The organism is Rhodoferax ferrireducens (genome assembly GCF_003347515.1).
Lineage (GTDB): Bacteria > Pseudomonadota > Gammaproteobacteria > Burkholderiales > Burkholderiaceae_C > Rhodoferax.
Genome location: NZ_QEII01000269.1, coordinates 93,343 through 112,692, shown reverse-complemented (window position 1 = coordinate 112,692; position 19,350 = coordinate 93,343). Strand labels below are relative to the sequence as shown.

The 19,350-nt window shown below is 59.8% G+C and carries 22 protein-coding genes; 21 read left to right on the top strand and 1 reads right to left on the bottom strand.

Translation table 11 applies throughout. The annotated features are described in order from the left end of the window. Positions 1-48 precede the first annotated feature (48 nt). The 21 genes from C5P05_RS11835 (at position 49) to C5P05_RS11735 (ending at position 18,150) form a co-directional block, all read left to right on the top strand. On the top strand, positions 49-312 hold the full coding sequence (locus C5P05_RS11835; RefSeq protein ID WP_198674703.1) for a hypothetical protein: 264 nt from the start codon (positions 49-51) through the stop codon (positions 310-312). 49 nt (positions 313-361) lie between these two features. After that, positions 362-1,699, top strand: coding sequence for a pilus assembly protein TadG-related protein (locus C5P05_RS11830; RefSeq protein ID WP_114970036.1), 1,338 nt, complete (start codon positions 362-364; stop codon positions 1,697-1,699). Next, positions 1,696-2,664 carry a hypothetical protein gene (locus tag C5P05_RS11825; protein WP_114970035.1) on the top strand — a complete coding sequence of 323 codons (969 nt, stop codon included), beginning with the start codon at positions 1,696-1,698 and terminating at the stop codon, positions 2,662-2,664. The genes C5P05_RS11830 and C5P05_RS11825 overlap by 4 nt, the downstream gene beginning before the upstream one ends. After that, positions 2,648-3,415 carry a hypothetical protein gene (locus C5P05_RS11820; RefSeq protein WP_198674701.1) on the top strand — a complete coding sequence of 256 codons (768 nt, stop codon included), beginning with the start codon at positions 2,648-2,650 and terminating at the stop codon, positions 3,413-3,415. Before C5P05_RS11825 ends, C5P05_RS11820 begins: the two co-directional genes overlap by 17 nt. Then, a complete protein-coding gene (locus C5P05_RS11815) occupies positions 3,412-4,080 on the top strand; it encodes a hypothetical protein (protein WP_157979309.1) in 669 nt (222 codons plus the stop codon). Before C5P05_RS11820 ends, C5P05_RS11815 begins: the two co-directional genes overlap by 4 nt. Beyond that, on the top strand, positions 4,077-4,265 hold the full coding sequence (locus tag C5P05_RS11810) for a hypothetical protein (protein WP_114970032.1): 189 nt from the start codon (positions 4,077-4,079) through the stop codon (positions 4,263-4,265). Before C5P05_RS11815 ends, C5P05_RS11810 begins: the two co-directional genes overlap by 4 nt. 13 nt (positions 4,266-4,278) lie before the next feature. Beyond that, positions 4,279-5,133, top strand: coding sequence for a Flp pilus assembly protein CpaB (gene cpaB, locus C5P05_RS11805; RefSeq protein WP_114970031.1), 855 nt, complete (start codon positions 4,279-4,281; stop codon positions 5,131-5,133). 26 nt (positions 5,134-5,159) lie between these two features. Further along, on the top strand, positions 5,160-6,614 hold the full coding sequence (locus C5P05_RS11800; protein WP_232834452.1) for a type II and III secretion system protein family protein: 1,455 nt from the start codon (positions 5,160-5,162) through the stop codon (positions 6,612-6,614). A 7-nt stretch (positions 6,615-6,621) separates the two neighbouring features. Continuing rightward, entirely contained in the window at positions 6,622-8,352 is a 1,731-nt protein-coding gene (locus C5P05_RS11795; protein WP_114970029.1) for an ATPase, T2SS/T4P/T4SS family, read from the top strand. Continuing rightward, complete coding sequence (locus tag C5P05_RS11790; protein WP_114970028.1) at positions 8,349-9,197, top strand: type II secretion system F family protein; 849 nt, start codon at positions 8,349-8,351, stop codon at positions 9,195-9,197. Before C5P05_RS11795 ends, C5P05_RS11790 begins: the two co-directional genes overlap by 4 nt. 10 nt (positions 9,198-9,207) lie before the next feature. Beyond that, positions 9,208-10,089 carry a type II secretion system F family protein gene (locus C5P05_RS11785; RefSeq protein ID WP_114970027.1) on the top strand — a complete coding sequence of 294 codons (882 nt, stop codon included), beginning with the start codon at positions 9,208-9,210 and terminating at the stop codon, positions 10,087-10,089. A gap of 77 nt (positions 10,090-10,166) precedes the next feature. After that, a complete protein-coding gene (locus C5P05_RS33690; RefSeq protein WP_157979308.1) occupies positions 10,167-10,994 on the top strand; it encodes a hypothetical protein in 828 nt (275 codons plus the stop codon). 35 nt (positions 10,995-11,029) lie between these two features. Beyond that, positions 11,030-11,374: a DUF192 domain-containing protein gene (locus C5P05_RS11775; protein ID WP_232834451.1), complete on the top strand. Its 345-nt coding sequence runs from the start codon at positions 11,030-11,032 to the stop codon at positions 11,372-11,374. Beyond that, a complete protein-coding gene (locus tag C5P05_RS11770; RefSeq protein ID WP_114970025.1) occupies positions 11,371-12,204 on the top strand; it encodes a thioredoxin domain-containing protein in 834 nt (277 codons plus the stop codon). Before C5P05_RS11775 ends, C5P05_RS11770 begins: the two co-directional genes overlap by 4 nt. Before the next feature lie 8 nt (positions 12,205-12,212). Further along, entirely contained in the window at positions 12,213-13,058 is an 846-nt protein-coding gene (locus tag C5P05_RS11765) for a TadE family protein (protein WP_114970024.1), read from the top strand. After that, a complete protein-coding gene (locus C5P05_RS11760; protein ID WP_114970023.1) occupies positions 13,049-14,728 on the top strand; it encodes a polymorphic toxin-type HINT domain-containing protein in 1,680 nt (559 codons plus the stop codon). Before C5P05_RS11765 ends, C5P05_RS11760 begins: the two co-directional genes overlap by 10 nt. After that, complete coding sequence (locus C5P05_RS11755; protein WP_232834450.1) at positions 14,716-16,077, top strand: DUF6630 family protein; 1,362 nt, start codon at positions 14,716-14,718, stop codon at positions 16,075-16,077. Before C5P05_RS11760 ends, C5P05_RS11755 begins: the two co-directional genes overlap by 13 nt. A 26-nt stretch (positions 16,078-16,103) precedes the next feature. Continuing rightward, positions 16,104-16,754 carry a DUF1444 domain-containing protein gene (locus C5P05_RS11750; RefSeq protein ID WP_232834449.1) on the top strand — a complete coding sequence of 217 codons (651 nt, stop codon included), beginning with the start codon at positions 16,104-16,106 and terminating at the stop codon, positions 16,752-16,754. Then, on the top strand, positions 16,751-16,957 hold the full coding sequence (locus C5P05_RS11745; protein WP_114970022.1) for a hypothetical protein: 207 nt from the start codon (positions 16,751-16,753) through the stop codon (positions 16,955-16,957). Before C5P05_RS11750 ends, C5P05_RS11745 begins: the two co-directional genes overlap by 4 nt. Then, entirely contained in the window at positions 16,954-17,541 is a 588-nt protein-coding gene (locus C5P05_RS11740) for a hypothetical protein (protein WP_114970021.1), read from the top strand. Before C5P05_RS11745 ends, C5P05_RS11740 begins: the two co-directional genes overlap by 4 nt. A gap of 156 nt (positions 17,542-17,697) precedes the next feature. Further along, entirely contained in the window at positions 17,698-18,150 is a 453-nt protein-coding gene (locus C5P05_RS11735; protein WP_198674700.1) for a hypothetical protein, read from the top strand. Positions 18,151-18,156: 6 nt separating this feature from the next. Here C5P05_RS11735 and C5P05_RS11730 read toward each other — a convergent pair whose 3' ends face one another. Next, positions 18,157-19,329 (bottom strand): ABC transporter ATP-binding protein, encoded by a 1,173-nt coding sequence (locus C5P05_RS11730; RefSeq protein WP_114970191.1) that lies wholly within the window; start codon positions 19,327-19,329, stop codon positions 18,157-18,159. Between the last annotated feature and the right edge of the window lie 21 nt (positions 19,330-19,350).

Sequence of the window (19,350 nt, the reverse complement as noted above, 5' to 3'; positions counted from 1 at the left end):
GCCGGCCGGAGCGGCATGCCCCTATCACCCAGAGAGAGCAACCAACCCATGAAAAATTCAAGAAGCAGTCAGCGCGGTCAAGGCATGACCGAATACATCATCATCGTCGCGATGATCGCCATTGCCGCCATCGCGGTGTATCAGTACTTCGGCAGCACAGTTCGCAACCAGACCGCTGCGATAGCGCAAGAGTTGTCGGGCAATGACGGCACGGCGGCGAAGACCAAGGCGCAAACCGACGCAACGGCAGGCGCTGCCAAAGCGGCCACAAAAGAGACGCTTGATACCTACACCGGCAACAAGGGCGAGTAATCATTTCACTGTCTGTCCCCATGGATAGACAGTGGTCTTGTCCGTTTCAATGCATCCTAAATTCCGTTGCGCCCAGCGTGGTCAGGCCTTGCCCTTGGCGCTGGTCTTGCTCGTTGCCGTGGCGGCCATTTTGTTTTTCATGTTCAACAGTGGGCAATTGGTGCAGGAAAAAATCCGTCTCACCAACACCGCGGATGCCGTCGCCTACAGTGCCGGTGTTTTTGAGGCACGGGTCCTGAACTACGACGCCTACACCAATCGCGCCATCCTCGCCAATGAGATCGCGATCGGTCAGGCCGTGGGTCTTGGATCCTGGGCTAAGTACGTCAGTACCGCCGCCGCGAACATTTCGCCGTGGGCAAACCTGATTCCTTACGTGGGTACATTGATATCCGAGACGCTGGATGAAATCTCGGAACTCGCAGCCGAAAGTACCCAATTTTTCGCCTACGCGGTCACCGCCCACGACGCCGCCATGTTTGTCCTCAAAGGGTCGCAACTGGCCGTTCACGGCCCCTCGAACGCTATCGCTTTGCTCAGCCGTCGCACGGTCATGGAGGAGGTTGCAAAAAGGAACGACCCGAGCGTGCTTGTAGATCTGCTTCCACTCAGCGACGATTTCATGGGATTTACCCAGCGCTACGAAAGCAAGGACGAGCGCAAGCGGATGGGGCAAGTGGTCCAGGACAGTCGCGATGCATTTCTCAAAAGTCGCAACTGGGATCTTGGCGTGGTTCTGTTATGCAACGGCCTAAAATTCAGCAAACGCGGCGGAACCGAGCTAATCGACTTGACCGAAGGTTGGTCCTCCATAGACACGTTCTCTGCGCATTTGTATAGCTTGGACTGGGATGGCTGCGATCACACCGAAGCCGCCATCGGTTACGGTAAGGCCTACTCCGATGACGGTCTGGACGACTCCAGAGTGGATTTTTCGGGGTCACGCAGCACAAATCCCCGTGCGAGCAGCGAGGCCGATGACAACGTTGCCGACGGCTTTGAACCCCCTACCCTGACGGGCGGGGCCATACCCGAGTTCTACGATTTGTCTGAAAGCGTCATGGCCGGTAGCGCCAAGGATGACCCACGCACCTCACTGGCCATTCGTGTTTCAAAACCCAGCAGTCAGCAGCGCTTCTCGGGCGGTTCCAGCAACGTAAAGCCCTCAGGGCGGCTTGCTCTGTATGCGGGCCAACACGCCAACGCCGAAAGTGCCGCGATTTCCCGCGTGGAAGTCTATTTCGAGCGGCCGGACGGCAAGAATCAACTGTCTAACCGTGAAGAGTACGGCAGCTTGTTCAACCCCTATTGGCAAGCGCGGCTGGCACCTGTTTCTGCAGCGCAACGTGCCTTGGCGCAAGTCAAGCAAGGCTTGGCACTTCCATGATTACAAAGATTTTGAATTTGATCCTATGCCCTGTGGCGGGACCGCGTGTTGTCATCATGGCCATTGGGCTTTTCCTTGGGCATCTGCCAACGCAGGCCATGGACTTGACCGGGCCGATTGCGGGCATCCATGTTCATCGCTCGGGCAACTCTGCCCATCTCTTGAATGCTGCAAATGAAACGATCAAGGCGTTGAAACACCAATGCCAATCTGTGAAGTCTGTTTGCGCCATGCTGCCTGCAGGTGCGAGCAGAAAAGACGCAGCCGCATGCGCAAAAGTCGCGGGTGGTTTTAATTTCAAAGGTAATCTGGCCGACCTCGGAAAGCTGGAAACTGATGAATATTTTGCGACCGGACTGCACATGGCCACCAGGCTGACTGAGCAGACCTCGCTGCTGACGAAGTCGGTTTGTGACGTCGAAGTTGTAGCGCAGACGAGCACCGATATTTGGCACTACGGACCCAAAACTTATACCCACTTTGAGCTGAAAAATAATCCCAAGAAGGGCCGCTACTGGATCCGCACCGAACACCAACAACTATCCCCGGAAATGGGTTCTCTGCTGGTTGGTGTTTTTCCCGTGTTCGATATGTCCACCGTATCCCCGGGTTCGGGCTACAAAACATACGCGGGCCACCGCTGCGAGCTTCGTGAAATTACCGGTCCGGTGTCAGGCACTTTTTGCCTGAAAGCCACAAACACACCCTTTCCCGGACATGTACGGCTAGCAGGATCATTGGTATCTGCCAGGGACAAGCTACTACGTGAAGACCATGCAACCGAAGCGTCTATGGATGTCATGTTGCCCAGAGCCAGGTTCTTTCCGCCAGAAGGTGACAAGGTCGAAAACACGCGAACGCTTTCGACATCCCCGGAAAATCCAACTCAAAAATGGTGTGCCAAGCAGAAAGCGAAAACCGGCATCAACCCGTGCGAGGCTCCTCCTGTTGATGCTGCAAAGTAATAGTCAGTTGCAGTTGCGCGTGCGCCATCAGCAAGGGCAATCCACGGTCGAGTTCATCGTCCTGTCACTGGTGCTGGTTCCGTTGCTGCTGATCGTGCCGTTGATTGGGAAATTCATGGACATTGCCCAAACCACGGCGGTTGCCGGCCGCTATGTGGCGTTCGAAGGGGTGGTTCGGCACACCTCCAGCAGCGACGGCTGGAAAACAGATGCGGAGTTGGCGCAGGAGGTACGGCGGCGTTTTTTCAGCAATAGCGATGCGCCCATCAAGACGAATGACGCAACGGGAGATTTCAATGCCCACCGCAACACCCTCTGGTTTGACCACAGAGGTGCTCCCCTGTTACCCGTATTCAACCATAACGTGGGCGTGGCAAGCAGCAAAGAAGGCATGACGCAGCCGATCGGCGCGGGTTTCGCTGGCGCATTTGGTTTGTCGCATGACAACCTCTACACCGGGCGAGTCACCGTTAGTGTTGCCGACGTTGCTGGTTTGTCACCTTTTGATGCACTGGGGCTCACAATGAGCCGATCCACCACGCTGTTGGTCGACCCTTGGGCGGCCAGTGGGCCGGATGCGGTGCGAAGCAAAATTCAGGGCTCAGGCGCGGCCTTCCCCTACGCGCTGCTGGCTACGGAAGCCGCAATCCTCGCGCCCTTCATCCCAGTATTGGATTGGGGCACCAGCCCGCCTGATGTTGGCAGGGTCGATCCCGATGTGGTCCCCGCAGATCGCCTTGGCACCGAATGAGGCTTATCCCTATTCAACTCGCGCTACTGCTGGCACTGGGCTCGGCCGTTGCTCAAGCGGCTTGGCCGGAGATTGCGTTTCCCCGAGGTGCCCGCGTTGAAGCCATAGGCGATCAGGTTCGGCTCAATGGCGTACCTATGCAGATGCATCGCGTTTTGTCCAGCCAGAGTCCGAGAGAATTGATCAATTTTTACCGCGAGGCCCTGGGCACCCGGCACGCGGAGCAAGGTCTGCCCGGCAGTCACATTCTGTCGCAGGAGCTTGGTGACTTTTTCATCACAATCAATATCCGCCCCCTGTCGGCAAAGGTGACGGAAGTGCTTGTATCGGTCAGTGACCGGATTGAAGCCAAGCGTGCCGCCAACCGCCCCTTGGGCTTTGGTCTGCCTGCAAATTCCACGGTGATGTCCGACATGGAATCGGTGGACGCCGGCAAGCGTTCCCGCCAACTGGTAGTCGGCAACAGGCATGGCATTGACACCAATGTGCAGGCGCTGACCCAGGAGCTTGCCTCCCGTGGATTTGAGCCGGATGGGGCGCCGTCAAGGCACGGCCAAACCGAGCATGTTCAGCTATTCAAGGGTGAGCAGCGAGATGCCCAGCTCACCTTGGTGCGCAAAGGCGGCGAGACGCAAATTGTGCTTACCACCATTCAGTATCCATGAAAAAAATACACATTTCCAATCGGCACTCAGGCCAGGCCATGACGGAATACCTGGTGGGCATGGTGGTCGTCATGATGATGGTGGGTGTCAGTTTTTCTGGCGAATCTTCGGTCATCGATCTCTTTCTCTCCTCCGTGGAAACCGGGTTCAACCGCCTAAGCAGTTTCTTGTCACTACCTCTGTAAAAGATCCTCACTCATGGCTTTCAAAATCAATAAAAACTGGATTGTTTTACTCACCGCTTTGGGTATTGGCGCGCTGGCTGCCTTTGGCGCAAAAAACTACCTCGGCCGCCAGGTGGCCGAGCTCGAAGCACGCGACAAGAACAAGGTCATGGTGCAAGTCGTGGTGGCCAAGTCCGACCTTGCCAAAGGCAGCACGCTCTCGAGCGTGAATATGGCCACGCGCGCCATGCCCAAAGAGTGGGCGCACTCCGGTGCGCTCACACCCGATCAGTTTGATCGGGCCAATGGTTCCGTGCTGGCCTACCCCGCCAGCGCAGGCGAGCCGTTGATCTGGGCGCAGTTGGAAAGGCAGCGCACCCCCACATTTTCCGCACGGCTGACTGCAGGTCGTCGCGCCGTCACAGTTCCGGTGGATGAAATCAGCTCCTTGTCCGGCATGGTCGAACCGGGTGACTTGATTGACATCGTGGTCTCCGTGAACAAAGACAAGCAGCACTTCACCTTCACCCTGCTCCAGAGTGTTGCGGTACTCGCCACCGGCACCAAAGCCTCGCAGCACGACAAGAACTCGGAGGGGCGCGCCCGCACCTTCACGACCATCACCCTCGACACCACCCCGGACGACGCCAAGCGCGTCATCGCCGCGCGTGAAATCGGCCGCGTCACGGCTTTGCTGCGGGCTCCGAACGACAGTGGCCGTGTCTCCGGTCAGCGCACGGATGCACTGGCCTTGCTGGGGCTTGCCAGCGGTGTTGCAGCCATCAGTAGTTCCGTTCCCGTGATTTACGGCGGCAAGCCCATCACCGAGGGGCTCCAACTCAATGCCCGCGCCGGGGCCGGGAGTGTTGAACCGCCTCAGGCTCGATAGTGAAGAAATATTCTGGAGTTCTAGTTTTGAAATGCATTCATAAAAAGTCGGCTCTTAGTCTGGCGCTGATGTTGTTCGCCCTGTCCAACTACGCAGAAGAAGTTGTTGCCGCGCGTAAGCGCGCCGAGGTGAAGCAAGCACAACCCGTAGCGCCACTTGACCTGAAAGCCGATTTCGCGGGGGAGATTGAAATGTTCGCCGGCGAGACGCGGGTCATCAAAGAGCCCAATGTTGCGCGTCTGGCGGTAGGCAACGGCAAGCTCTTGTCGGCTGCCGTGCTGGACAACAAGGAAATGCTGCTCATGGCCAGCGATGTGGGTGTTTCGTCCTTGCAGGTCTGGACGCGCGACGGCCGCAACCGGCGCATCAAGATCACGGTCGTGCCGGAGTCCGCGCGCGTGTCGCGGGAGATTGCCGCATTTCTTGCAGCCATGCCCAACACCAAGGCCACCCTCATCGGCGACAAGGTGGTGGTGGATGGGGACAACCTGAGCGACCGCGACCTTTCAAAGATTGATGAGCTGGCCAAGCGCTATCCGCAAATCGTCAATTTCACCAATCGCATCGGCTGGGAAAAGATGATTGTCATGGATGTCAAGGTTGTCGAATTTCCCACCACGGCGCTCAAGGAAATCGGGCTCAAATGGGGTGCGACCGGCGGCGTCGCGGTGGGGGCTGTGATGGCACCGTATCAGCGTGGCGAGGCCGGGCCCTATCAGATCAATCTGATCAATGGCATTGCCAACGCCGCGCCGATCACGTCCCCGGGCGGTGGCCCGATTCCGCTCACTTCAAGCCTGAATGTTCTTTCTATCTTGAACATGGGTTTGAATGGCCAGCTGAACTTGATGGAGCAAAACGGCAGCGCTGTGATTCTCGCGCAGCCCACGCTTTCCACCCGCAGCGGGTCCAAGGCCAGTTTCCTGGCCGGTGGTGAATTCCCCTATTCCGTCAGCAACATCAACGGCACCACTGTCTTGTTCAAGCCTTACGGCATCCGGCTTGAAATACTCCCGAGCGTCGATCACAACGGCGTGATCCGCGCCAAGATCATGAGTGAAGTCAGCGACATTGACACCTCGGTGAGCGGCATCGGCGGGCCGGCCCTGCGCACGCGAAAAACCGAGACCGAGTTCAACGTCATGGCGGGCGGGACCATTGTGTTGAGTGGTCTGCTCAGAAGGGATGTGAGCTCCGCTGTCGACAAGGTCCCCCTGCTTGGCGACATCCCCGTGCTCGGCGCCCTGTTCCGCTCCAAGCGATTTCAGAACAACGAAACCGAACTCGTGGTTTTTGTCACTCCGCGCGCTGAGGACAAACACTCACCCGCCCAAGAGGAGAGCATGACCCATGCCGTTGAGCGTTTGCAGCAAACGCCGCGCGTGGGCGTGCAGGACTTGCGCAGCGTGCCGATTCCGTCTGGTCCAGACAATCCCGAGCCGGGCGCCCAGCCAGGCAAGCCCACGCCAATGGATCGTTGACCCGAGTATGTTTCAAATCAGCATCACAGACGCCGACAGACAGCAACGGGTCGAGCTCATCAAAAATACAGCCGCCCTGGTCGGCAAGGGCCGCGAGTGCGCGATTCGCATCACGGGATGGCGCGTCGGGCAGGAGCACGCGCGCATCTACCGCGCCAAGAGCGGCCTGTTCATTCAGGACCTGGGGCAGTTTTCGGGCACTTGGGTCAATGGCGCCCGGGTTGAACAGCATGGCCCCATCATCCTGAGCGATCAGGTGGTCATCGGCGCCTACACCCTCCAGGTGGAAGACTTGAGGGCAGCAGTGGTCGAGGACCATCACCTGGCGCACATCAGTGACGCCGTGCCTGCCCACCCGTCTGCCGGTGTCAGTGCCTTGGTCAGTTCAGGCGCGTCCTCTAGCAGCCATGTCTGGCGCCGACGCCTGCACGGACAGTTGCTCGACGCCATTGACTTGCGCCGTCGTGACTTGATGCGCATGGAAGACGCCCAGTTGCGCGTGGAAACCGAAGCCCTGATTCGCGAGCTCATCGCCAGTGAGGCCGCTCGATCCATGACGGCTGACCAAAGTTTTCCGACCCGCGCGCAATCTGAGCGGCGCTCTATTGCGCGCCACTCGGGTGACATTGATCGGGAAAATTTGGTGCGCGATGTGCTCAACGAAGCCGTTGGCCTGGGGCCTCTTGAGGAATTGCTGGCAGACGACAGCGTTACCGAAATCATGGTCAACCGCTTCGACGAAATATATGTGGAACGGGCCGGCCGACTGTCACGCCACCCCGCCATTTTTACCAGCGACCGTGCCGTGCTCGGCGTGATCGAGCGCATCGTTGCGCCCCTCGGGCGGCGCATCGACGAGTCTTCCCCTATGGTGGACGCACGGCTCAAGGATGGCTCACGCGTTAATGCCATTATTCCGCCTGTGGCGCTCAAGGGCCCCACGCTCACCATCCGCAAATTCGCGCGCCGAACTCTGGCCGCCGAAGACCTGATTGGTTTTGATGCGATCAGCGCGGACATGGCCAAGTTCATGCGCCTGGCCGTCCTGCACCGCAAAAACATCATCATCTCCGGTGGCACCGGCTCGGGCAAGACCACGCTGCTCAACGTGCTCTCCAACTACATCCCCGACGGCGAACGCGTCATCACCATCGAAGATGCTGCCGAACTGCGGCTGGCGCACGCCCACCTGATCAGCCTGGAGGCGCGCCCGGCCAATGCCGAAGGGCGCGGCCAGATCGCCATCCGTGATCTGGTCAAGAATTCGCTGCGCATGCGCCCGGACCGCATCGTCGTGGGCGAATGCCGGGGTGGCGAAGCGCTGGACATGCTGCAGGCCATGAACACCGGGCACGAGGGCTCTCTCACGACCCTGCACGCCAACAACCCTCGTGATGCACTGGCCCGGCTGGAAACCCTGGTGCTCATGGCCGGCATGGACCTGCCGCTGCCAGCCATTCGTGATCAAGTCGTCTCCGCCGTTGACATCATCATCCAGCAGGCGCGGATGGTCGATGGGCGGCGCGTGGTGACCAGCATTGTCGAAGTCACCGGCATGGAGGCCAACAAAATCCAGTTGCAGGAGCTCTTTCGCTACGAGCAACAAGGCCGTGACGCGCAAGGCCGCGTGCAGGGGCGATTCACGGCTTGCGATGCGATTCCGTCCTTTTACGACGAACTCAGAGAGGCCGGCATTGCGCTGGACCTGTCCATCTTCAACCGGCAGGGCAACCCATGATCGTGCTTGGCTTCAGCCTGGCCATTGCCCTTGGCGTCGCGTTGCTGGTCTGGGCGCTGGCCGACCTGGGCGGCAAGTTGCTGGCGATCTATCGGGAGCGCTTTACCCGAGACACCCGTTCAGACCTGCGCGAGCTGTTTTTGTTCGCCGACCCGGCGCGGCTGTACGCGTTCAATCTCGCGTTCATGCTGCTGGCCGCTACCAGCGTCTGGCTGTTCACGCAAAGCCTGCTGCTGGCCGCCCTGGTGGCCGTGCTGCTGGCATTTGCCCCCCGTTTTGTTTTTGGCTGGCTGCGTCGGCGCCGTCTTGACCGCGTCCAGCAGCAGCTGCCCGACGCCTTGCTGATGATCGCCGGCGCCGTCAAGGCGGGCCTGTCGCTGGTGTCAGCCGTGCGCCAGATCAGTGCCGAGTTGGCCCCACCGCTGTCGGACGAGTTTCGGCTCATGCAGCATCAGCAACGCCTGGGCGTCAGCCTGGATGACGCGCTCGACAACCTGGCCCGCCGGGTGCCGGTGCAGTCAGTCAGCCTGATGGTCTCGGCCATGCGCATCGCATCCGAGACCGGCGGCGGACTGGCCGAAACGCTGGAGCGCACCGCCACCACGCTGCGCTCCCAGCACGCCATGGAACTCAAAATTCGCGCGCTCACCGCGCAGGGAAAAATGCAAGCCTGGGTGGTTGGCCTGTTGCCAGTCTTCCTGCTCTGGGTGCTCGCCCGCATGGAGCCCGAAGCCATGTCACTGCTGTGGACGACCCGCATGGGCTGGGGCGTGCTGGGCGGCGTGGTGATCATGGAATTCTTTGGTGTCTGGATCATCCGGCGCATCGTGGCGATTGACGTGTGAGGCAAGCCGCATGAATCAACAATGGCTCATCGCCGGCTTTGCCATGGCGGCCGGCTTGTCCTTCGCCCTGATCGCCTGGGTCGTCTCGCGCCTGGCCGCAGAAGTGCCCGAGCAGGATCGCATCTGGCTTGATCCGCCCCCGTTGGGCTACCGCCTTCTGTGGTGGCCGGTGCAATGGCTGGCCCACTATATTGGCCCACTGTTGTCCATGGCCTGGCAAAACGCGTTGCTGCTTCGGCTGCGCGTTGGGGGTGTTGACTACGCGCTCAACCCGGCGCAGTTTGTGGCCGGGCGCCTGATCTGGGGGTTGGTCTTTGGCGGGGTGGGGGTGTGGCTGGCGCAGAGCTTCAAGCTCGATGCCTGGATGCCGTTTTTCGGAGGCTTTTTGCTGGGCTTCATCTACCCGGTGGTCTGGCTGAAAGATCGCATTGACGTGCGCCGCCGCGAAACCTTGAAATCGCTGCCCTTCATGCTCGATCTCATCACCCTGTGCGTCGAATCCGGCCTGAACCTCTCCGGCGCCATCCAGCAAGCCGTGGACAAAGGCCCGTCCGGCGCGCTCAAAGACGAATTTGCCCGCCTCTTGCGCGATGTTCGCGCCGGACGGCCGCGCAGCGAAGCCCTGCGCGAGCTGGCACAGCGCATGGACTTGCCCGCCGTATCGAGCTTTGTGTCCACCCTGATTCAAGCCGAGGTCACCGGCATGGCCCTGGGGCCCATCTTGCGCGCGCAGGCCGAGCAACGTCGCGTTGAGCGCTTCGCGCGCGCCGAGAAGCTGGCCATGGAGGCGCCGGTCAAGCTGCTGTTCCCTCTGATTTTTTTTATTTTCCCCTGCGTCTTTGCCATTCTCATGTTCCCCATCGTCATGAAGTTCATGGAGGCGGGAACCTGAGATTAATTTTTGATTGGGGATATTGAATCGGCGAAAAGAAGTCTTTCGCTTGTGATTTTTTAGATAGGAGTAATTTAATGAAGAACAAAATTTTTGCAGCCTCGGTGCTTGGTCTCACTCTCATGGGTTGCGGAGGCGGTGGCGGCGGGTCTGCGGACGATGCCCCGGACAATACGGACCTGGTGCCTGTGCCGGTAGCTAGGCCGGCAGTTAGTTTTGCCAAGGTGATACTGCCGTGGTATGTCGGCTCCTATACCGGAACGAAATGCGTCAACGACATGTCAAGCCTTGAGAACGAGTTGCCACCTCAAACCTTGAATATCACGGCAGATGGCCTCATCAGCATGTCGGGCGTGAGCGCAAACTTGCTTGATAGAACAGGCATTGAAATTACAAGAAAACTGGATGCTTCGGGGCCCTTGTCCGTCTCTGTGAGAAATCTGGCTACTGCGACTGACAGTTACCTGCCACACTTCTTTTTGACGGGGGATCATCTAAAAAACGGCGTTCAAGTGTGGCATTTTAAGCCTGGAAACGAAGTACGGAACCGATGCGAGGAATCGAGTGATGTATCCGCACTAGTCGCAAAACCTATCTATCCACTTGTTCACACATACATCGAGACACCACCTGTCGCGCTGACGTGCGCAGCAAGTGGCTCGTTTGTAGACGCAACATATCAAGTGCTTGATGGTGTCGCCACTTTCAATGGTGAAAGCTACGCTTTTGAAAGCGGCTTGAAGGAAGAATTCTTTTTTGTGGACCCGAGTGGTCAAGCTATCTATTCGACCAAAGCGTTAGATGGCGCTGCCTTTCAGTTGGCACTTGACACCTACGGACAGACGATCAACGTGCTGTTTACCTCAAAGACAGGTGTGACCAGTTCTTGCGTCCCCAAAAAGTAGAGCATTCTTGCCCCCCTGAATCAGTTCAGATCGCATTGAAGCCGCAAATCAACCAGGCCACGGTCACCGTGCGCCGTGCCGACAACTTCATCAGCCGTCTTGGCGGTCTGTTGATACGTGCTCCGCTGCAGTCCGGCCAGGGGCTGCTGCTGGTGCCCTGCGCGTCGGTGCACACCGCCTTCATGCGTTATGCCATTGATGTGGTGTTTCTGGACCGCGCTGGACTGGTATTGAAAATTGCGCCCCACGTCAGGCCCTGGCGCATGGCCGCGTGCGCGGGCGCGCACCAGACCCTCGAACTGGTCGCTGGCGACGCCAGCCATTTGCGGCTGGCCGTCGGTGCCACGGTGCCCTCAGTAACGCAGGAAAAATCCCTATGAGCCGCTTGTTTGTTTCGTTCTCGTTCGTCGTGTCGCTCTGGGCTAGCCCGGCGTTGGCGCGCGATCTTAAAACCATGCGTTTCGAGAACGACTTGCCACGACCCGCCGGGGTCGCCATCGACGGCGTTCAGCCCGATCAAGTGGTGCTCTACTGCACCGACAGTGTGGTCTGCAAGGGATTGCGTGATCACCTGCGTAAAACCGGGGTCGCCTTCCTCGACAAGGATCCCCAAAACGATCCACAAGCGGGCACCGAATTCGACGCGCTGGGCGGGCAGGGCGTGCCGCTCGTCGTCTTCAAACAGCGCCTGATGCATGGCTACTACCCCATCTCGTTCGACAAGCTCTACGCGCAATACCATACCGCCCCGGTATCGGCGTCCCCGCAACTCGGCAGCAGGCCTGTTGCGGCCACCCCGACTCAACCTGTCACTACAGGCGCGATAGCAACGGCAGTCGTTCCGGGTCGTGGGATCGATGTCGTCGCCCCGGCCGCTTTTGCCACCTATATTCAGTCGCATCCCGACGTGCTGGTGCAATTCACCAGCCCCGATCGCGGTTGCACTTACTGTGTTGATGGCAGCTTTGAGGCGTTCAATACCATTGCCTCCACTCACGCCACAAAAAGCATCCAGTTCGCTCGGGTGCAGTGGTCCCCTTGGCACACCTTTCCCAAGGGGCTCCAGCCCACCACTATTTACGGAATTCCCACTCAGATCCTTTTTCGCAACGGCCAGAGCAAGGACAGGTTCGAGGGCAATATAGGGTCGCCCGAAAGGCTACAAAAGTTCCGCACCTGGCTTGAGCCGCACCTGGGCACAACCCAGTGAAGCCAAGCATGCAATACCAACTGGGCGCCACCCTGGTCGAATTCGTGGTGGTGGTGCCCACCTTGCTGTTCCTGTTGATGAACCTTATCCAGTACGGCCTGCTGTACCACACCAAAAGCCAGCTCAACTACGCCACCTTTGAGGCCGCCCGCGCCGGGACCACAGCCAATGCCAACCCCACCGCCATTCGCAGCGCCTTCACCCGCGCCATGACCGGCTACTACGGTGGCGGCACCAGCAGCAGCGAGCTGGCTGCGTCTTACGCCAAGGCAGCCGCCGACGGCGCCTCCGTCCGCATTGAAATCCTCTCGCCCAGCAAGGAGAGCTTTGACGACTTCAACAGCCCGGCGCTGGCGACCAAGCTCGGCGCCAGCCGGGTCATCCCCAACAGCAACCTGGCCTTCATCAAATGCCCGGTGGATGTACCTGGCTGCAAGGCCGACCCGAACACAAATAACAGCGGCCAGACCCTGCTCGATGCCAACGTGCTCAAGCTCAGGATCACCTATGGCATTCCCGAGCGCAAGCAGATCCCGCTGGCTGGCAAATTCATGAACTGGGCACTGGGCCTGCTCAACAGCGGCGACAGCGATGCCTTTCGCAAGGGTCTGGTCGTGGCCGGGCGCATCCCCGTGGTCACGCACACCGTGATGCGCATGCAAAGCCCGGCCATTGAGAACGGAAACGCCTCTTCGCCCGGGCCGGGCAACAACGGCACGCCGACTGATCCAGGCCCTGCGTCACCGCCGGGCACAGAGTTGCCGCGTTGTCCGGCGACTGATCCGATGTGCGCGTCAGACACACCACCAGGTGGTCCCGGCCCTGGCGATGAAGAGGAACCCCCATGCTTCTAAATCATCTCGTTCGCACCACGCAGGTCAAGGCCGGTCGGCACAGCCATGCGGGCCGCTGCAGTCTCATCCTGCTGCTGGTTCTTTCCGTGCTCTTGTCTTCACTGGGCCAGGCGTGGGCGCAAACCAGTTCAGTCCTGAGCGGCCCGGGCGCGACCGCACCGCCAAGCTCAAGCGCACCGGGGAGCAGCGGCATCGTGAGCAAAATTTGCGAGCCACCACCGATATGCTTCAAGAACAAGGAAGACCGCCAGGCCTGGGCAAAAAAGAACAACTGCCAGTTTCTGGAAGACGTTTGCGACAAAACCCCTGCCAGTGCCGACAACAAGGGTGCCAATGCACAAGACCAGGGATTTTGGAGCGGGCTGTGGGGCAACGTCAGCAGCGCGCTCACCTACGGATATGAATTTGGCAAAGGCCTGTTCACCGGCCTGAAAAGCCAGATCACCGACATCATTGACCTCATCAGCGATCCGCTGGAAGTGGCCAAAGGGCTGGCGGCGCTGGGCAAAGCCTTCTACGACGACCCCAAAGGCACCCTCATCCTCTTGGGTGAACTGCTGGGCCAGGAGGCGATAGACACCATCACCAAAGCCACCCAGTGTGGCGCCTACGACCTGGGCAAAGTGATCGGCACCTATGTCAGCCCGGCGGTCATGCTCAAACTGGCGACCCGGCTGGGCAAGTTCAGCGGCAAGCTGGCCGATGCCGTCAAGGCCACCAAGCTGGACCTGGGCTGCGCCAGCTTCACGGCCGCCACGCTGGTGCTCACCCCACAGGGCGCCGTCCCGATCGAACGCATTGCGCAAGGTGCGCTGGTGTATTCGCGCCACGACACGTCATGGCGCGAAGCACCCCAACAGGTGGAGAACACCTTTGGACGCATTGCGCCGGGTTACCGGGCGCTCAAAACCGAGTTCGAGACCTTTCAGCTGACCGACGAGCACCCGCTGTGGGTGCAGGGCAAGGGCTGGACCGAGGCCAAGGACATCACCGATGAGGATGTGCTGGCCTCGCGCCAGGGCGACGTGCTGGTGTTGGAGAACACGGCCATTGCCAAGCCGGTGCGGGTCTACAACTTCAGTGTGGCCCAGACGCACAACTACTTTGTGGGCGAGTCGGGGCTGTGGGCGCATAACGCGAAGTGCCTGTTAACCCGGCCCGATGACATAAAAAATGAGAAGTTTGGGTTGCTCGACAATGCGACAAAGGGATTCAAAGGCGAGATCGTTGTACGTGAAAAACTTGAGGCCGCCGGCTACACCATGGTGAGAGGTGTTGACAACAAAGCCGATGATGCACTCGCAAAGTGGAACGGCCAAAAAGGCATCGATGGCATTTACATAGACGGAAAGGGAAACTACGTCATCGTTGAATCCAAGGCAACGGGAGGTGTCAATCCATCCGACCCAGCTGGTTGCGTGGCGGGGCTTTGCAATACCAAAAGTGGCCGCCAGATGAGCGAGGACTGGATCATCGAACGCATCGATGGGGATGATACGCTGACACTCTCTCAAAAAGCGGTTATCAAGAATGGATTGAAAACCCCGCCTGGCACGACCAAGCGTGTTTACGCGCAAAGCGACGATACGTCCGGCACTCAGTTTTTTGAGATTGTGGATAGGAATGGTAATTCAGGCGAAGCGGAGATTGGAAAAATATGGAACCCATAGAGATTGAAATCAAATACCCACTTCGCGTCCCGCTGTGCGATGCAGCCGACTATGCGAATGATCACGGATACAGCTACACCATCGACTTTTTGAATAGAACTGACGTGAGTAGCTCGTCCGCTAGTGGCGTTGTTAACGATATCAAACAACGACTGCTTTACATGTACGGTCGCGGCGACCCGATTCCTGATCTGGTCTTGCGTTTGGAAGCGGATTTGCCCGGCATTCAATCCATCACGCATAACTATCGCGTCCGGGTGGAAGAAAGTTCGTCGACCCCGTTAAGCCCCGACTTTGGACTTTTTTGGAGCTATAAGCGCATTGATTTCAGCTATCTGGCTTTGGCCCTGATGCTGCTGCCCCAAATGGCACAGGTAAAGGCCATGGCAGGCTTGATCAACAGGCAGCCCAATGAGCGCTTCTACGCTCTCGAGGTGCCCCTGAAAGCCTTCCTGCCGGGCTTTGCGCTCGCCAGGAAATACAGTCGAAAAGACCGGGTGAAATACGCGCTGCCCTGGTCAGACCCGATCCTGCGCGCGCTCAGCCTGCCCGCCGCAGAGCGCGCCCCAGCCCTGGCCAGTTACATGAAGAACTGGTGCCGCATCATGAAACCCCTGGGCTGGAAACCGGTGCGCGATTTCAGCGCGGCCGCAGCCGAGCGCCGGGGGACGCGGGAGCTCCTGTTCGTGCACTTCGCCTATGAAGTCGCCTTGGCCGTGTGCGCCTACGACCTTGACGACAGCAGCTTTCAGGACCACCCCTACTACCCGCGCGATGTGGTGGCGCACTACCGCGCCCACCTGCGCCAGAGCCGCGATGGTTGGCGCGCCGCGGGCGTCGGTGCCGGCGTGCCGATCGAGCTGCCGCCGCCGCTCAAAAAGGCGGACCTGTCCAAAAGCAAACGCAAGGGGCTGGCGCGCTGGATCGAGCTGGCCAGCGATGGCGACATCGATGCCACCGACGCCGTGATCGACCAAGTCGGCAAGCTGCGTAAGGTCAAGGAGCTGTCCGAGCTGAGCTGCGCACTGGCAGAAAACGATATCGGAATCCACGCCGACATCAAAGACGACGAAACGCTGGAGAACCAGCTCACCCAGCTGTGCGCAGCACGTGGCCTGGGCGAGTTTGCGGCGCCGGACGAGCCGCCAGCAGGCCCGGCGCGCTGCGAACAGCTCCTGCTGGCCGGCGCTGCCTGGCTCAAGGAGCGCGGCTACCGCCTGCTCGACCTCGACGGTGACGACGATGCCTGGCACGCCGTGCTGGTGAAAACGCAATATCACGACGAATTCCTGGCCTTGAGCCTGCAACTCGCTGTTACAGCGCGGGAACCGTCTGACATTTACGGTTGAGAGTTACACACGATAGGAACACGATCATGATTGGAAACTGGTTTGGCAAACGCAAGACAACAGGTGCATCGGCGGGGACGGCGCCGCCGCCACCCCCGCCTTATCGCGCGGACAACGTGACGCTGCGCATCAAGCACACCGACTTTCTCAAAGCATTGCAGGCCCATGGTGTTCCGCCAGAGCAGATGCCCGTGACCCGTCCGCTGTGCGGCGACCTGCTGGTCAGTTACGCGTTTGATACGCCAGATCAGTTTGTGATGGCCACGCCGCCGTTGCTGGCCCAGGCAGGGGTGTCACTGGTGGACATGGAAGCACTGGTGCAGGCCAATTTCAAAGGCATGTTCTCGGCCCAGTTGATGACGAAGTCGAACCGGGCAGGGTTGATGCAGGTGCGCACCGGTCAGGATCTGGAGGCGGTCATGCTGGTGTTTGATTCATTCTGGAGCGACCATGTGAAGAGCCAGGTCAAGGGCGACATTGTGGTTTGCGCACCAAGACGCAATGTGCTTTTGATTGCCGATACAGCCGTTGCGGGGACGCTTGAAGCACTGCGAGAAGAGGCTACGTTGGCGTTCCATCAAACGCGGGATGCTCACGCCCTGTCACTGCAGATGATGCAGTGGACTGATGCCGGATGGGTCCTGCACGCACCGGTCAACACGGGTGCACCGGCATGACGGCTTCCTACATCCTGGGCAACCTGCTGGGCCGGGCCGCGATCAGCTACGCGCTGGTGTGGCTGGCCTGCTGGCTGCTCAGCCGCCTGAATTGGCGCGTCGCCTTCAAGCGCAGCACCCGCTGGTACAGCCTGTTGGCCGTGGTGTTGTTGACCCTGTTGGGAATGGGCGCAGCAGTGTCTCGACGCGGCGGCCTGGCATGATCGCCCGCAGCTCATCGCGGCGCCAGTGGCTGCAGGCCAGTGCCTGCGCCTGGTTTGCCGGCGCAATCCAGCGCACGGCTGCCCAGCCCAGGCCCTTGCGCGAGATGCAAATCCACAAAGTGCCGGAACTCGGCCTGGCCATCTGGGTCGAGAACCAGCCGCCATGGGAGGCGGAGCTGAGCCAGACTTCTGGTCACCCCAGCTTCATCGTGCAAAGCCCGGATCATCACCACCCGCCAGTGGTGATGACCTATGCCAGTTGGCCGCAGGAGCGCGTGTCCGATGCCCAGCTCCCGCCAGTGGCTAGCTCGGCGATCCAGCGCGCCAGCCAGAACTTTGGCTTGAACCTCGCCCAGGCCCGAACCGTGTCCAGGAGCGCGGCGCAATACGGGGTATTGAGTGGATTCGAAGGGCAGTTTGTCGGTCGCGTCCAGGGCATCGCCATGGATGTGCGGGTCTTTGTCGGCCAAACCAGCGGCAGGTTCCCCGTGGCTCTGAGCATCTACACACTGGAAGGCAAGATGGGGCACTTGGGCGAAGTGCTGCGCCGCAGCTGGGGGCAATTGGCGTATCTGGCGGGGTAGATTTCAGTCTCTTTGTCAAGTCCATAGCCCAAACGGACTATGGAAAGGGCAGATGGAAGCTTCTACCATCTACCGGTTGCAGTCGTCTGCAATGGCATCCCCGTCCCAATCAAACAGCCCCGCGTTGATCGCTTTGTACGCGCCGATGATTCGGCCTTGGCTGCGCCGTTCACGCTGCCTGTTTCACTCATTAAAAAGTACAAGGAAAACACCATGCGTGTAGCACTGATCCTCTGTGTTCTCGCCCCGAGCCTGCTCGCCGCCTGCAGTTCACCACCCAGGGTGGCACAAAAGAAACAGGTCGAAGTCGCCGGGCACAAGCTCGAATTCGGTGGCGAGTACGTCCCGAAGCAAACGACGCTGACGCTGTCCGTCAACGGTGACCCGGTGCTCTCAGGCCGATTCCCGCCGTATACGCCCACGCTGAACCTGCGCTCCGAGTACCAGGGGATGGAGGTTTCGGCCGACTGTTACTTCGGTTCGGTTCTGGGTGGCAAACGCGGCGTGCTGGGCATCGTGGCTGGGGCGGTGCAAGTCGGGAATGGACGGTCCGGCGACAAGTGCAATGTGCTTGTGGGCGGCAAGGTGGTCGAGGCGTTGTACTTCTGACCGAATTTAGAGCTGTGTGAGCTGCATTGAGATGGGCTGTTCAACGGTGCCAATGGTGGCTGGCCGCGTGGCGTGTTCGCACGGCATGCGGCACAGTTTTCCATTGCTGACCGAGGACTCGCGGTCGAAGGTCACCACATGGTCTACCTGGGCGCGAATGCCGATCCACTCGCCGATCTTGTGGTCGTGATGACTCGGCACATGCGCCATGATGGTGTCGCCGCTGGCCAGACGCAGGGTGTACAAGAACTCAGCACCGCGAAACGCCTTGCGGATGATTTCCGCCCTCACCGGCGCATCGTCGTCATGCACGATGTCATCGGCGCGCAGCAACACGTCACATGCCCCACCCGTGAAAGCGCACGGCAGCGGGCATTCCGCCACATCGGTGAGGTCGCCCAAGGGCGTTTGCACCACCACCTGCTGGTTGATTTGGCGAATCACCGCCGGTGCGAAGACGCCGTGGCCAATGAACTCGGCCACAAAGCGGGTCGCCGGGCGGTGATACAGCGTGTAGGCGTCGTCCCACTGGTGGAGCTGACCGGCCTGCATGACGCCGATGGTGTCGCCGATGGCAAAGGCTTCCAGCTGGTCGTGGGTCACGAACAGCGCGGTGGTTTGCGCCGCCTTGAGGATGGTGCGAACCTCGTGCGCCAGGCGCTCGCGCAGGTCCACATCCAGATTGGAAAAGGGTTCGTCCAGCAACAACAGCCGGGGCTTGGGTGCCAAGGCGCGTGCCAGGGCGACACGCTGCTGCTGGCCGCCCGAGAGCTCGTGGGGAAAGCGTTGTTCCTGGCCGGCCAGGCCCACCAGTTCCAACACCTCGGCGACGCGGGCGGCGCGCTCGGTTTTGGGCAGATGGTTGATGCCAAAGCCGACGTTGCGCCCCACATTCAAATGGGGAAACAAGGCATAGTCTTGGAACACCATGCCAATCTGGCGTGCCTCCGGCGCCAGGTTGAGGGTGGCACTGCTCACCACCTGGCCCGACAGCTTGATGACACCGGCCGACACGGGCTCCAAGCCCGCCACTGCCCGCAGCAGAGTGGTCTTGCCGCAGCCTGAGGGCCCGATCAGGACGCCGATGTCGCCCGCATGCAGACCAAATGACACGTCCCGCACGGCGGGCTGACTGCGACCTGCGTATGCAATCCGGAGTTGTGATACCTCTAAGTACATGAAATGCATTGTAGATGCTTA